The organism is Micrococcus sp. GPGPB33 (assembly GCF_037853785.1).
Lineage (GTDB): Bacteria > Actinomycetota > Actinomycetes > Actinomycetales > Micrococcaceae > Micrococcus > Micrococcus luteus.
Window position 1 is genome coordinate 1,786,860 of sequence record NZ_JAQMWO010000002.1, and the last position, 13,881, is coordinate 1,800,740.

The following is a 13,881-nucleotide window of genomic DNA, read 5'->3' on the forward strand; positions in this document are numbered from 1 at the left end:
AGCCCAGCCGGGCGGCCCGCGACGTCCGGCGCGGAGCCCGGCGTGTCCGGCCCGCGGAGTAGGCTGGACCGGCCGCCGTCGTCCACCGAAAGGCCCGCCCCCGTGCCCGCGAACACCGAGTACAACGCCCGCCACCTCTCCGTGCTGGAGGGGCTCGAGGCCGTCCGCAAGCGGCCGGGCATGTACATCGGCTCCACCGATTCCCGCGGCCTCATGCACTGCCTCTGGGAGATCATCGACAACTCGGTGGACGAGGCCCTGGCCGGCTTCGGGCAGTCGATCGAGATCACCCTGCATCCGGACGGCTCCGTCGAGGTCGAGGACAACGGGCGCGGCATCCCCGTGGACGTGGAGCCGCGCACCGGTCTGTCCGGCGTCGAGGTGGTGTTCACCAAGCTCCACGCCGGCGGCAAGTTCGGCGGCGGTTCCTACGCCGCCTCGGGCGGCCTGCACGGCGTGGGCGCGTCGGTGGTCAACGCCCTGTCCTCGCGCCTGGACGTGCAGGTGCTGCGCGGGGGCAAGGTCCATCAGATGTCGTTCCGGCGCGGCGAGCCGGGCCGCTTCCAGGACGGGTCGCGCCCGTCGCCGGACGCCCCGTTCGAGCCGTCCACGGACGCCTCGCCGCTGGACGTCGTCGGGAAGGCCAAACGTGGGCAGACCGGCACGCGCGTGCGCTACTGGGCGGACGAGCAGATCTTCGTGAAGGACGCGACGTTCTCCGCCGAGGAGCTCCAGGCGCGGGCGCGCCAGACCGCCTACCTGATCCCGGGCCTGCGGATCACGGTCAAGGACCTGCGCCGCCGACCCGGCACGCCCGGCGCCGACGGCCCGGTCGAGGAGGTCTTCCAGTACGACGGCGGCATCTCCGAGTTCGTGGAGCACCTCACGCCCGCCACCCCGGTGACGGACGTGTGGCGGATCCAGGGCTCCGGCACCTTCAAGGAGCGGGTCCCGGTGCTCGGCGAGGACGGGCGCACCTCCATGCAGGATGTGCAGCGCACGTGCGAGGTGGACGTCGCCCTGCGCTGGGACGTCGGCTACGACACCGTGTTCCGGTCCTTCGTGAACATCATCGCCACGCCCAAGGGCGGCACCCACCAGTCCGGGTTCGAGGCGGCACTGCTGAAGGCGTTCCGCGCCCAGGTGGAGGCCAACGCGCGCCGGCTCAAGGCCGGGTCGGACAAGGTGGAGAAGGACGACGTGCTGGCCGGCATGACCGCCGTCCTGACGGTGCGGCTCGCCGAGCCGCAGTTCGAGGGACAGACCAAGGAGATCCTCGGCACCTCCGCGGTGCGGCGGATCGTCTCCCAGGTGGTGGAGAAGCAGCTGACCGCCCGCCTCACCTCCACGGCCCGCGCCCAGAAGCAGCAGGTGCACACGCTGCTGGAGAAGGTCGTCGCGGAGATGAAGTCGCGCATCTCCGCGCGCACCCACAAGGAGAACCAGCGGCGCAAGAACGCCCTGGAGACCTCGACGATGCCGGCCAAGCTGGCGGACTGCCGCAGCAACGACGTCGCCTCCTCCGAGCTGTTCATCGTCGAGGGCGACTCGGCGCTCGGCACCGCCAAGCTGGCCCGGTCCTCCGACTTCCAGGCCCTGCTGCCGATCCGGGGCAAGATCCTGAACGTGCAGAAGGCCTCCGTCTCGGACATCCTGGCCAATGCCGAGTGCGCGGCGCTGATCCAGGTCGTCGGGGGCGGCGCGGGGCGCAGCTTCGACCTGGATGCGGCCCGCTACGGCAAGGTCGTGCTGATGACGGACGCGGACGTGGACGGTGCCCACATCCGCACCCTCCTGCTGACGCTCTTCTTCCGCTACATGCGTCCCATGGTCGAGGCCGGGCGCGTGTACGCGGCCGTCCCGCCGCTGCACCGGATCGAGGCGGTGACCCGCGGCGTGAAGGAACGCGAGGTCATCTACACGTACTCGGAGCAGGAGCTGCACGCGACGCTCGCCCGCCTGGAGCGGGAGGGTCGCTCGTACCGCGAGCCGATCCAGCGCTACAAGGGCCTGGGCGAGATGGACGCCGACCAGCTGGCCGAGACCACGATGGACCCGCGCCACCGCATGCTCCGCCGCGTGAACATCGCCGAGGTGGAGGCCGCCGAGCGGGTCTTCGACCTGCTCATGGGCTCCGCCGTGGCCCCCCGCAAGGACTTCATCGTCTCCCACGCCGACGAGCTGGACCGCGAGCGCATCGACGCCTGACCCCCCACTTTCGTTCGGGAAACGGCGGCCCCAGGAGCGTCGTCGTTCGGGAAACGGCGGGCACCGAGACGACGGCGGCGCAGTCTCCGCCGTTTCCCGAACGAAAGCGGCGTGACCCGCGCCGTTTCCCGAACGAAAGCGGCGTGACCCGCGCCGTTTCCCGAACGAAAGCCCTGGGCGGGCGGCTGCTCCGACCGCGGCGGACGTCAGCGGTCGCGGTAGTACGCCGCGACGCGGTGCAGGCCCTCGTCGATGCTCACGGTCGGCGTCCACGCGAGGACCTCACGGGTGCGCCGCTGGTCGAACCAGTGGGCGGTCGAGAGCTGCTCGGCGAGGAACTCGGTCAGCGGCGGCTCGCCGTCGTCGGAGCCCACGCCCCGGGACCGCAGCCCGAACAGGTCCCGCTCCCACGCCCGCTCGATCAGGGCGCCGGCACGCCGGGCCAGGCCCGCCGGGACGCGGCGCTCGGGTTCCGCGGCACCGCCCGCCAGCGCGATCTGGCGGATCAGCTCGCCGACCGGTCGCGGCTCGCCGTTGGTCACCACGAGGGCCTCGCCGTGGTGCACGTCCGCCGCGGACACGGCCGCCACCACGGCCTCGACGGCGTTGGCCGTGTACAGCGTGTCGACCAGGGGAGCGCCCGTGCCGAGCACGGGCATCCGCCCGGCCCGCGCACGCTGCACGATCCGGTCGGTGAGCTGCAGGTCCCCGGGCCCCCACATCAGGTGGGGGCGCAGCACGAGGACGCGGAAGTCGTCGCGGTCGGCGGCCAGGGCCAGTCGCTCGCCGGCCGCCTTCGTGCGGGCGTAGGGTCCGCGCGCGTGCTCGGGGCTGGCGGCTCCGGCGCCCTCGCCGACGATGGAGTCGCCGGCGTACGCCACGGAGGGGGAGGAGACGTGGACGAAGCGTCGCACGCCGTGGCGCTGCGCGGCGTGCAGCAGGATGCGCGTGCCCTCGACGTTCACGGCCTCGTACTCGTGCTCGGGGCCGGACACGGACACCTTCGCGGCCACGTGCACCACGGTGTCCGCGCCGGTCAGGGCCTCCTCGACGGCGGCCGGGTCGGTCACGGAGCCACGCACGTCCCGCGCACCGGGCACGCCCGAGGGACGCCGCTGCAGGGTGGTCACGTCGTTGCCGGCATCGGCGAGCACCCGGGCGACGCCCGCGCCCAGCAGCCCCGAGGCGCCGGTCACCAGGACGCGGCGCGACTCGAGGCGCTCGACGAGGTCGGGCATGCCGGCGGCATCGAGGCCGACGTCGTAGCCGAAGCCGCTCACAGCGCACCCGCCTTCCCGCCGGCGAGCACGGCCTCCGCCCAGTCGGCCACCCGGGCGCGGTCGATCTTGGAGTTGTGCCGGATGTCCGTGGGGATCTCATCCGCCACGAGCACCGCGGCCACCGGCAGCGGCTCGAGGGCCGCGCGCACGGCGGAGGCCAGCGCGGTCGGGGCGAGGCCCTGCTTGGGTCGGCCGTCGCGGTGGTGACCCGGGCGCCGCGCCGGGCGCGTGGCCGGCACGGCCGCCTCCACGACGACGACCACGGCCTGCGTGCCCCGGGGCCCGACGCCGACGACGGCGCTGCGCCGCACCGGCCCGAGCGCGTCGACGGTCTTCTCGGGCCCGCCCGGACCGACCGGGCCCTCGGGCGTGGTGATCACGTGTTGGAGCCGACCCTCGAGCCAGACGCGGCCCTCGGCGTCGAAGTGGCCGACGTCGGCGGTGCGGTGCCACACCCGGCCGTCCCGCCGCCACAGCCCGTCGCGCTTGCTCTGCTGGTCGGTGTGCCAGAGCGCGTCGTAGCGGTCCTTCAGGTGGGGGGCGCTGACCACGATCTCGCCGAGGACGCCGTGGCCCCGCGCGGGGTCGAGGATGACGTCCTCGGCGCTGCCGTCCTCGAGCAGCGGCGCGATGGCCAGGGACACCGTGGGCAGCGCGGAGCCCACGCAGACGCCCTCGTCGTCGGCGGTGCGCAGGCGCTGCACCTCGGCGCCGTCGATGTCCGTGAGCAGCAGCCCCTCGGTCATGCCCCACGGCGTGTGGACCCGGGCGTTCGGCATCAGGTCCGAGACCTGACGCATCAGCTGCGGGTGCACGGGGGCGCCGGCCGAGAGCACGAGGCGCACGGCGTCGAGGGCCTCGCGCCGGGGCGCGTCGAGGCCGTCGGCGGTCGCGACCACGTTCGCCAGGGCGGCGGGGGAGGCGAACAGCACGCTCGACTGCCCGGCGATCGCGGCGTCGGCCAGCTTCTGCGCGGTGAGGGTGGCCGGCTGGGTGACGTCCATGTCCGGGGAGACGGACGCGGCGCCGAGGGCGGGTCCGAGCAGCGCGAACGGGGCGAAGCCGGCCAGCAGGGACCCGCCCGGGCGGATGCCCAGGGTGCGGGAGATCAGCGCCACGAGGCGGCCCAGCCGCTCGTGCGTGTACACGACGCCCTTGGCCGGGCCCGTGGAGCCGGAGGTGAACAGCACCGCGGCGTCCGCGTCCAGGGCGGGCTCGGGCAGCACGGTGCCGTGCTCGTCGACGGCGTCGCCCGCGGCCGGGTCGCGGTGGCGGTCGACCATCGCGTAGAGCGAGTCGGAGACGTCGAGCAGGCGGCGCTGGGCGGCGCCCGGCTCGGTCACGGAGATCCGGGTGCCCGGCCACGACTGGGCGCGGGCGAGCGTCAGCCCGGGGGTGCGGCCGATGATCCACCGGGGGCGGGCCGACTTCATCGCCCGGGTCATGCCCTTGACGCCGAGGCCCTGGTCCGCCACCACGGCGACGGCGCCCACGCGCAGCACGGCGTACAGGGCCGCCGACAGGTCGCGGCCCGGCGGCACGAGCATGGCGACCCGGTCGGCCGGCCGCATGCCCGCGGCCCACAGCCCGGTGGCGATGGCCGAGACCATCTCCTGCAGCTCGCCCCAGGTGACGGCCACGGGTCGGCGGGCGGTTCCCACGAGCGAGCGGCCGGCCTGGGCGCCGGCCATGTCCACCAGCGCCGTGTACTCGCGGTGGTCCGAGCCGGGGGCGCCCCAGTCGCGCAGGTGGTCCCAGAGCCGGACCACGCCGGGCTCGCGGGCTCCGGGATCCTCCCCGAGGTCCACCTCCAGGCCCGGGTCGGCGGCGGCGTCGGCGGTGGCGTGCGGGACGGGGCCCGGCAGCCCCGAGGCGGGGTCGGAGAGCTGGCCGCCGCGCAGCAGCTGGGCCCACTGCAGCAGGGGCGCGGTGATGTCGCGGTCGTCCACGAGCAGGTGTCCCGCCTGCTCGTAACGGTGCACGCGCGCGTGGGGCAGGCGGTCGCGGAGGTCGTCGAGGTAGCGGTCCAGGAAGACCGGGTCGTCGGCGCCCCACAGGATGAGAGCGGGCACGTCGGTGCGGCCCAGGGCGGCGAGGTCCTCTCCCACCCGCTGCAGTTCGGGATGGCTGCCGTGGCGGGGGTCGGCCGGGATGTCCGCGACGAAGCCGCCGACGCCGCCGCGTCGGGCCGCCGTGTCGTAGGGCAGGTGGTAGGCCGCCCGGGTCTCGCGGTCGAGGGCCGGCGTGGCGAGGGAGGTCGTCACGGAGAGGAAGGCGTCCGTGGTGACGGTGGAGGCCGGCAGGACGGGCCCGGCGAGGGCGGCCTGCAGCGGGGCGGGGATCGGCGCCCCCTCGGGCTGGTGGACCGCGGTGTTCAGGGTCGCGACGCCGGCCACCAGCTCCGGATGACGCGCCGCCCAGCCGAGGGACACGACGCCGCCCCAGTCGTGGCCGAGCGTGATCAGCGGGTGGCCGGTGGCTGCCAGGTCGCGCAGCCCGAGAGCCGCCAGCAGGGCGTCCAGGTCGTCGATGCGGCCACCCAGCGTGCGGTAGGTGTCGCCGGCACGGCCCATCGACGCGGCGGACGGGGAGCCCGCGTGCGCGAGGCGCTCGGAGAAGCCCATGTCCAGCTGGTCCGGCGCCACGACGCGCCACGCGGCCATGCCCCGGCGTGCCCGGCGCACGGTCTCCGCGAGCAGGGACCGCCACAGCCAGGACCAGGTCGGGTTGCCGTGCACCGCCACGATCGTGCCGACGATCTCGGCCCCGGCCGCCGCGAGCACGGGACCGGTGTCCGCCACGTGCAGCGTCCGCACGGTCCCCTCCGGGTCCGCGGCGGAGCGGATCTCCACGAGGCGGGACCATGCCGGGTCCCAGCCGGGCAGTCGGTCGGCCGGCGGCAGGGCGGCGGGGGCGGCGGGGATCTGGGGCATGGCTCTGGCTCCTTCAGCTCACCATTCGATCTCGAGCATCGCGGTGTTCAGACCCGAGCCCACGCCCAGGCAGACCACTGTGTCCCCGTCCTCCAGGGAGTCCATCTCCCGCACGAGGGTGATGGGCAACGACGCCGGGCCGACGTTGCCCAGCGTGGGGAACGTCGTCGGGATGCGCGCCGGGTCCAGGTGGGCGGACTCCGCGATCGCGTCGGTGTGCATCTGCGAGACCTGGTGGGTGATGAACCGGTCGGCCTCCGGCCACGCCCACTCCGCCGGGACGTCGTGCCACGCGTCCATCACGAGCTCGAGACCGTCCTTGAGCAGGGCGGTGGAGTCGGTGTACATGCCGTGGTGGTCGCCCACGCACAGGCCGTGGTGGTCGGTGCCGGCGCGGGTGATCCCGCGGACGATCCGATGGGCGTCCGGGTGGTCCTCGATGCGGCCGACGACGGCGGCGGCGGCCCCGGAGCCCAACGTCAGGGACGCGAACTGCTCCATGAAGTTGCCGCGGTGCGTGGTCTCGGCGTGCAGGTTGGCCACGGTGGCGGCCTGCACCTTCGAGGCGTCCTCGGCGGCGACCACGACCGCGTAGTCGATCTGGCCGGCGTCCACCAGGGTGGAGGCGAGCATGAGGCCGTTGACGAACCCGAGGCACGCGTTCGTGATGTCGAAGTTGGTCGCCGAGGTGGGCAGCCCCATGAGGTGGTGGATCCGCACGGCCACGGAGGGCTCGAGCGTGGCCCGGGTCACCGACGTGTTCACGAGCAGGCCCACCCGCTCCCGCGGGACGCCGGCCTGCTCCAGGGCCGCGACGCCGGCGCGCGCGGCGGCCTCCTGGAAGTCCTCGGTCTCGTCCCAGTTCCGTCGGCTGCGCACACCGGCCACCCGCTCCAGGAGGGAGCCGGGCAGGCGCAGGCGGGTGAGCACCTCCGCCAGCTGGTCGTCGAGGTCCTGCGAGGTGACTTCGACGGGGGCCTCCACCTCGGTGACCGCCAGGAGGGCGGCGCGGGAGTACTCGTAGCTGGCGTTGCCGGACACGTTCGTCACCAGGACCAATCTGCGGGGGTCGGGGAGGGGGCGCTCACCTGCGGTGAGACGACAGCCCACTGTATCGGAGGGGTCGGGCGGGGCGCCCGTCGGAGGCCTCGATCGGCCCGAGGCGAACAGGGTCGCCTCGGCCGGGACAGTCCGCGGACACGGTCAGGGCGTCGTCGGCCCGGCGCCGTCCGGCGATGTCACGACGTCCGACGGACTAGGGTGGTGGTATCCAGCGACCGCGTTGTCGCGGTCGAACGCCTGTCTCAGGAGCGCAGCCTCGTGGATCCCCTCGAACTCGCACGGTGGCAGTTCGGCATCACCACCGTCTACCACTTCCTCATGGTCCCGCTGACCATCGGACTCGGCCTCGTCGTCGCCGTCCTGCAGACCCTCTGGGTCGCCACGGGCAAGGACCACTACCTGCGGATGACGAAGTTCTGGGGAAAGCTGTTCCTGATCAACTTCATCATGGGCGTGGCCACCGGGCTGGTGCAGGAGTTCCAGTTCGGCATGGCCTGGTCGGAGTACTCCCGGTTCGTCGGGGACGTCTTCGGGGCGCCGCTGGCCCTCGAGGCGCTCATCGCGTTCTTCCTGGAATCGGTGTTCCTGGGCATCTGGATCTTCGGCTGGGACCGGATCCCGCGAAGACTCCACCTGGCCGCCCTGTGGTGCGCGGTGCTGGGGATCAACCTCTCGGCCTACTTCATCATGGTGGCCAACGGCTTCATGCAGCACCCGGTGGGCTATGAGGTCGTCGACGGCCGCCCGGTGCTCAACGACCTCGGCGCCGTGCTGACCAACCCGATCGTCCTCACCCACTACCCGCACACCATCTTCGGTTCCTGGGCCGTGGCCGGCGGCTTCCTCGTGGGGATCGCCTGGTACCACCTGTGGAAGCGCCGCCGGGACGGCATCGACGTCGTGGACGAGGCGGGCCTGGTCGTCGTCGGCGACGCCGGCACCGCCGCCCGGGACCGCACCGACCACCGCGTCTGGCTCACCTCGCTGCGCGCCGGGGCGGCCGTCGCCCTGATCGGCTTCGTCGGCACCGCATTCTCCGGCCATGCCCAGGCCCAGCAGATGATCCACTTCCAGCCCACCAAGATGGCCGCCGCGGAGGCCGCCTGCCACGACGGCACCGCGTTCTCCGTGCTCACCCTCGGCGATGTGCGCTCGGGTGGAGCGACCACCTGCGAGGACGTCCAGGGCGTGATCGAGGTGCCGGGCCTGCTCTCCTACCTCGCGTACGAGGACTTCACCACGCCGGTGCGCGGCATCAACACCCTGCTGCCGGAGTTCGAGCAGAAGTACGGCACGCACCTGCCCGACTCCGAGCTCTACGGCGACCGCGCCGGCAGCGAGATCTCCTATCTGCCGCTGATGGAGGTCACCTACTGGGGATTCCGGCTCATGATCCTCTTCGGCGGACTCGGCGCGCTCGCGGCACTGGGCGCGCTGTGGTTCTCCCGCCGCGGCACCGTCCCGGCCTCCCGTGGCTGGATGCGCCTGGCCGTGGCCTCGATCGGGGCGCCGTTCGCGGCGAACATGACCGGCTGGGTGTTCACCGAGATGGGCCGGCAGCCGTTCGTGGTGTACCCGAACCCGGCGATGGGCGTGGATCAGGTGTACATGTTCACCGCCGCGGCCGTCTCGCCCGGGGTCACGGGTGAAGAGGTCCTCGTGTCCCTGATCGTCCTGGTCGGGATCTACGCGGTGCTGCTGGGCGTCGAGGTCTTCCTGCTGACCCGGTTCGTCCGCGGCGGCGTCCCGGCCGCCATGCCGGAGCTCACCGCCGCCGAGCACTCCGATGAACAGAAGCGCGACCGCGACGACGTGCTCGCGTTCGCCTACTGACCCGCTCGCAGAGAGGACAGCACGACCATGGCTGAGGTCCTTCCCGTCTACTGGTACGTCATCATCGCCGTGCTCTGGCTCGGCTACCTGGCCCTCGAGGGCTTCGACCTCGGGGTCGGCATGCTCGTGCGCTTCTGGGCGCGGGACGAGCCACGGCGCCGGGTGCTGCTGAACATCATCGGCCCCGTCTGGGAGGGCAACGAGGTGTGGCTGATCACCGCCGTCGGAGCGATGTTCGCGGCCTTCCCGTTCTGGTACGCGGCGGTGTTCTCCACCCTGTACCTGCCGATGCTCGTGATGCTGTTCGGTCTGATCCTGCGGGCGGTGTCCATCGAGTACCGCGGCAAGGCCGCCACCGACGCCGGCCGGGAGATCTGGACCTGGACCCTGGGCATCGGCTCGTTCCTGGCGGCCTTCATGGCCGGCGTGCTGCTCGTGCTGACGACGACCGGCCTGCCGCTGGACGCCAACGGGGACCGGGTGGGCGGCCCCTTCGTGTGGGTGACCGGCCCGGCGCTGCTCGGTGGTCTGGCCGTGGTCGGTTTCTCCCTGGCGCAGGCGTGGGCGTTCATCGGCCTGAAGACCGACGGCGCCCCCCGCCGGTCGGCCGCCCGCTTCCTGTCCACGTGGACCCCGCTGGCCGTGCTGCCGCTGCTGGTCTGGGCAGGGCTCGTGGTGGCCCGCGGCGACCGCCCGTGGACCTGGGCGCTGCTGGTGCTGGCCGTCGTGGCGGTGGCCGCGTCGGTGGTGGCCGCCCGGGCCGGCCGCGAGGGCCTGGCCTTCACGTCCCTGACGCTGGTTCTGGTGCTGGCGTGGACGGCGATCATGGTCACCCAGTACCCGGTCGTGCTGCCCTCTACGGTGGACCCGCAGTTCAGCCTCACCGCTCAGCTGGCCTCCTCCGGCCCGTACACCCTGGGCCTGATGGCCGTGATCTCCCTGATCTTCGTGCCCATCGTGCTGGCCTACACGGGGTGGTCCTACTGGATGTTCCGCCGCCGTCTGGCCGACACCCACATCCCGGAGGCCCACCTGGTGGAGCCGCTGTGAGCCCCAGCCGCCCCGCCGCCCCGGCCGTCGAGCGCTCCGCCTCGGCGGCCGGGCCGCCTCCGGGCCCGACCCGTCGGGCCCGGCCCCCGATGACCCCGGCCGCACTTCGGGCCCTGCCGGCCCTGCTGGCCCTCGCCGTGCTGCGCGCGCTCGGCTGGATCCTGCTCGCCGAATCCCTGGCCCGGCTGATCACCGGCCTGGCGATGACCCTGGACCCCGAGGACTCCGCCCGGCTGCTCGACCTGCTGTTCCACCCGCCGGCCCCCGTGGGCCCTGTGCCCGCCGCGCAGACCCTGAGCGGCCCCGTGCTGCTCGGGGCGGCCGGGGTGGCCCTGCGTGCCCTGGCGGAGGCGGGGCAGCGCGTGGTGGGCCGCCGCGCCGCGCTGGGGGCCCAGCAGCAGGTGCGGGCCGCCGTCGTCGCCCAACGACTGGCCGCCGCCGACGGCGGACGCCCCCGTTCCGGCGCCGATGCCGTCCTGGTCACCCACGGCCTCAAGAGCCTGGACGACCACTACACCGAAGCCCTGCCCGCGCTGGCCGCCACCGCCGTGGTCCCGGCGGCCCTGGGCGTGTGGATCCTCACCCACGACCTCGTCTCCGCCGTGGTGGCCGCCATCACCCTGCCCCTGGTTCCCTTGTTCATGATCCTGGTGGGCCGCCACACCCAGGAGCGCATCGATGCCGCCCAGGACGGGCTCGACCGGCTGGCCGGGCACCTGCTGGAGCTCGCCCGCGGCCTGCCGGTGCTCGTCGGACTCCACCGGGCCGGCGTCCAGCGCCGCGCTCTGCAGGAGGTCTCCCAGCGGCACCACGCGGCCACGATGGTCACGCTGCGCACCGCATTCCTCTCCGGTCTCGCCCTCGAGCTGATCGCCTCCCTGTCCGTGGCCGTCATGGCGGTGTTCATCGGACTGCGCCTGGTGAACGGGCAGATGGCGCTTCTCGACGGCCTGGTGGTCCTCATCCTCGCCGCCGAGCTCTACCTGCCGCTGCGGGAGGTCGGCGCGGCCTTCCACGCCTCCGAGGACGGCCGCGAGGCCGAGTCCCGCGCCCGGGCCGCGGCCGACGCCCCCGTCCCGGCCCCCGTGCTCGACACGCTCGGGCCGGCCTCCGGGCCGGACCGGGACGGCGGCGTCGTGATTCGGGACCTGAGCGTTCGGCTGGCCGGACGGCAGGTGCTCGGGGGCTCGACCTCAGCGCGCTCCCGGGTCGCCTGACCGCGCTGGCCGGGCCCTCCGGCACCGGCAAGTCCACCGTCCTGCGTCTGCTGGCCGGCCTGCTGCGCCAGGACGCCGCCGAGGCCACCGGCCGGGTCGCCGGAGTCGACACGGAACGCACCCTCTGGATCGGGCAGCACCCCGTGCTGACCGAGCGCACGGTCGCCGGCGAACTGGACCTGGCCGCCGGGGGTGCGCTGCCCGGTCCCGTTCGCTCCGCCGTGCTGGCCGCCGTGGCGCTCGAGGGTCTCCAGGAGCGGGACCCGGCCGATCTGAGTCCGGGGAGTGCCGGCGGGTCGCGGTCGCCCGCCTCCTGGCCCGCCTGCACGCCGCGGACGGGACCGGCCCGTGGCTCGTACTCCTGGACGAGCCCACCGCCCACCTGGACGGCGCCGTCGCCGCCGTCGTCGTCGAGACCCTCGCGGCCTTGCCCTCCGGTGCGGTGCCCGGGCTGAGCACGCCGCAGTGCACCGTGCTGGCCGCCTCCCACGATCCCACCCTGCTGACGGCCGCCGACGCCATCGTCCGGCTGGCCCCCGGCGCCGGTCCGACCGCCGGATCCCCGGCCACGGCTATGCCGGTCGCCGCCGCCCAGGGGCGTGCGCGGCCGGAGCCGGTCACCCCGCGACAGGTCTCGCTGCGGGCCGGACTGCGGCTGCTGCCGTGGCGGCAACCGAAGCTCTGGGCCGGCATCGGCTGGGCCGCCGGGACCCACGTGTCCGCGGCACTGCTGGCGGCACTGTCCGGCTGGCTGATCGTCACCGCCTCGACGCGGCCGCCGGTGCTCTACCTGCTGGCCGTGATCGTGCTGGTGCGCGGGTTCGGCCTGTCCCGGGCCGTGTTCCGCTACCTGGACCGGCTGACCACCCACGACGCCGTGTTCGGCTGGGCCACGGAGCTGCGGCTGCGCCTGTGGGACGCGCTGGGCCGTCAACCCCGGCTGTGGGGGCGGGTGGGCCGGACCGACGGCGCCCTGTCCCTGTTGGTCTCGGACGTGGACGCCTTTCGGGACGCGGTGCCCCGGGTGCTCGTGCCTGCCCCGGCGGCCCTGCTCGCCTGGCTGGCCACCGCCGCCCTGACCTGGGCGTTGGCCCCGGAGCTGGCGGTCGTGGCCCTGGTGCCCGGGGCGGTCGCCCTGGTGGTGATCCCCGCGCTGGTCGCCGTCCTGGACCGCCGCCAGACCGCGGCCCAGGTGCGAGGGCAGGGCGCGCTCGTCGACCGTGTGGCCGCCGTGCTGAACGCGGCCGGGGACCTGCGCGGGCTGGGGCTGACCGAGCCTGCGCTGAGGGGACTGGCGGTGCTGGACGACCGGCTGCAGCGTCCCCGCCGTCGGGCCGCGTGGGCCGCCGGCGGGGGCCGGGCGCTGGCGGTCGCGGCCTCCGGGGGGATCGCGGTGGCCGCGGCGGCCGCGGCGGCCCACACCGGCACCTCAGCGCCGGTCGCGGCCCTGGTGGTGCTGCTCGCACTCTCCTGGGCCGAGCCCTATGGGGCGCTGGCCGCCGCCGCCCAGCACTGGGGCACCCTGGCGGATCGGGCGCGGGCGACCGGCGAGCTGCTCGGCCCGGAGGAGGGCGGAGCTGCCGCGGCGCCGCCTGAGCCGGCGGAGGCCGCAGAGCCGGAGGCACGGGTGTGCCGCCTGCGCCTGGTCGAGGCCGCCTTCGCCCACCCCGGTGCGCCGCCGCTGTGGACCGACCTGGAGCTCGACCTGGCCCCCGGGGACGTCGCCGTCGTCACCGGGCCCTCCGGATCCGGGAAGTCGACCCTGCTGGCCGTGCTGCTGGGCTTCCTGCCCCTGACCGCCGGCCGGTACACGCTCGAGACCGTGCCCCCGACGCCCCAGCCGGACCCGGTCCGCCCGGACGCGACGGCGCTGGCCCGGGTCGCCTGGACCCCGCAGGACGCCCTGATCTTCGACTCCACGGCGCGCGGCAACCTCGCCCTGGCCCGCGGCGTCGCGGACGCCCCGTCCGACGCAGAGCTCACCGCCGCGCTCGAGCTGGTGGGACTGGGTCCGTGGCTGGCCGCGGCACCGCAGGGCCTGGACACGCGCGTCGGCCCTGGCGGGCAGCGGCTCTCGGGCGGGCAGCGTCAACGCCTGGCCGTGGCCCGGGCTCTCGTGGCCCGCGCCGATGTCGTGCTGCTGGACGAGCCGACCGCACACGTGGACGCCGACGAGGCACGCGCCCTCATCACGGATCTGCGCCGGGCTCTGGCAGACAGGATCGTCGTGATCGTCACCCATGACGGCAGGCTGCTCGAGGACGGTGACGTCCCTGTGCGGGTCGGTTGCTGAGGCCC

9 protein-coding genes are annotated in these 13,881 nt (G+C 74.3%); 6 read left to right on the forward strand and 3 right to left on the reverse strand.

Features of this window, described 5'->3' with window-relative positions:
* The first annotated feature begins 102 nt into the window (after positions 1-102).
* Positions 103-2,208 carry a DNA gyrase/topoisomerase IV subunit B gene (locus POD19_RS08575; RefSeq protein WP_036384624.1) on the forward strand — a complete coding sequence of 702 codons (2,106 nt, stop codon included), beginning with the start codon at positions 103-105 and terminating at the stop codon, positions 2,206-2,208.
* Positions 2,209-2,414: 206 nt separating this feature from the next.
* Here the strand turns inward: POD19_RS08575 and POD19_RS08580 are convergent, their stop codons facing one another.
* From POD19_RS08580 to POD19_RS08590, 3 genes are read right to left on the reverse strand one after another with little or no spacing between them, the layout of a single operon-like run.
* Positions 2,415-3,488: an NAD-dependent epimerase/dehydratase family protein gene (locus POD19_RS08580; RefSeq protein ID WP_144818936.1), complete on the reverse strand. Its 1,074-nt coding sequence runs from the start codon at positions 3,486-3,488 to the stop codon at positions 2,415-2,417.
* Positions 3,485-6,421, reverse strand: a complete 2,937-nt coding sequence (locus POD19_RS08585) for an alpha/beta fold hydrolase (RefSeq protein WP_101965994.1) — start codon at positions 6,419-6,421, stop codon at positions 3,485-3,487. The genes POD19_RS08580 and POD19_RS08585 overlap by 4 nt, the downstream gene beginning before the upstream one ends.
* 18 nt (positions 6,422-6,439) lie before the next feature.
* Positions 6,440-7,471, reverse strand: coding sequence for a 3-oxoacyl-ACP synthase III (locus tag POD19_RS08590; RefSeq protein ID WP_063189705.1), 1,032 nt, complete (start codon positions 7,469-7,471; stop codon positions 6,440-6,442).
* 270 nt (positions 7,472-7,741) lie between these two features.
* On the opposite strand from POD19_RS08590, the gene POD19_RS08595 reads away from it, so the two are divergent.
* Genes POD19_RS08595 through cydC form a run of 5 tightly spaced genes read left to right on the forward strand, consistent with a single transcriptional unit; the run spans position 7,742 to position 13,876 of the window.
* Positions 7,742-9,316 carry a cytochrome ubiquinol oxidase subunit I gene (locus tag POD19_RS08595; RefSeq protein WP_070709091.1) on the forward strand — a complete coding sequence of 525 codons (1,575 nt, stop codon included), beginning with the start codon at positions 7,742-7,744 and terminating at the stop codon, positions 9,314-9,316.
* A gap of 27 nt (positions 9,317-9,343) precedes the next feature.
* Positions 9,344-10,366 carry a cytochrome d ubiquinol oxidase subunit II gene (gene cydB / locus POD19_RS08600; protein ID WP_036314110.1) on the forward strand — a complete coding sequence of 341 codons (1,023 nt, stop codon included), beginning with the start codon at positions 9,344-9,346 and terminating at the stop codon, positions 10,364-10,366.
* Positions 10,363-11,583 (forward strand): ABC transporter transmembrane domain-containing protein, encoded by a 1,221-nt coding sequence (locus POD19_RS08605; RefSeq protein ID WP_340309423.1) that lies wholly within the window; start codon positions 10,363-10,365, stop codon positions 11,581-11,583. Before cydB ends, POD19_RS08605 begins: the two co-directional genes overlap by 4 nt.
* 5 nt (positions 11,584-11,588) lie before the next feature.
* The gene (locus POD19_RS08610; protein ID WP_340309508.1) at positions 11,589-12,038 is read left to right on the forward strand and encodes a hypothetical protein; all 450 of its coding nucleotides are present in this window, start codon (positions 11,589-11,591) and stop codon (positions 12,036-12,038) included.
* The gene (gene cydC, locus POD19_RS08615; protein WP_340309424.1) at positions 12,011-13,876 is read left to right on the forward strand and encodes a thiol reductant ABC exporter subunit CydC; all 1,866 of its coding nucleotides are present in this window, start codon (positions 12,011-12,013) and stop codon (positions 13,874-13,876) included. The genes POD19_RS08610 and cydC overlap by 28 nt, the downstream gene beginning before the upstream one ends.
* The last annotated feature ends 5 nt before the right edge of the window (positions 13,877-13,881 follow it).